Origin of the sequence: Pseudomonas sp. QLc11A, assembly GCF_052112305.1 — a bacterium.
GTDB classification, from domain to species: domain Bacteria; phylum Pseudomonadota; class Gammaproteobacteria; order Pseudomonadales; family Pseudomonadaceae; genus Aquipseudomonas; species Aquipseudomonas laurylsulfatiphila.
In genome coordinates, this window is the sequence record NZ_JAVAJJ010000101.1 from 1 (window position 1) to 243 (window position 243).

Below are 243 nucleotides of genomic sequence, written 5' to 3' on the forward strand. Positions count from 1 at the left end.
AATCCATCAAGGACGCGGTGGGTGGCAACCTGGAATTGGTGTCGCCAAACACAACGCCAGTGACCACCACGGTCAACGACGTCAACGACACCACCACCGTGACCCTGACCGCCACCCCGAGCGTGGACGAAAACGGCACCATCACCTACACCGCGACCCTGACCGATGCCCAGGGCAAACCGGTCACCGCGCAGAACGGTCCGGTGACCGTGACGTTGGACAGCGGCAAGGTGATCACCATCG

General features: G+C 62.6%; 1 protein-coding gene. It reads left to right on the forward strand.

The window, feature by feature from the left end; all coding sequences use genetic code 11:
- Positions 1-243, forward strand: a 243-nt coding sequence (locus Q8X48_RS30075; RefSeq protein ID WP_407802701.1) for an immunoglobulin-like domain-containing protein, incomplete at both ends; no start/stop codon positions are given.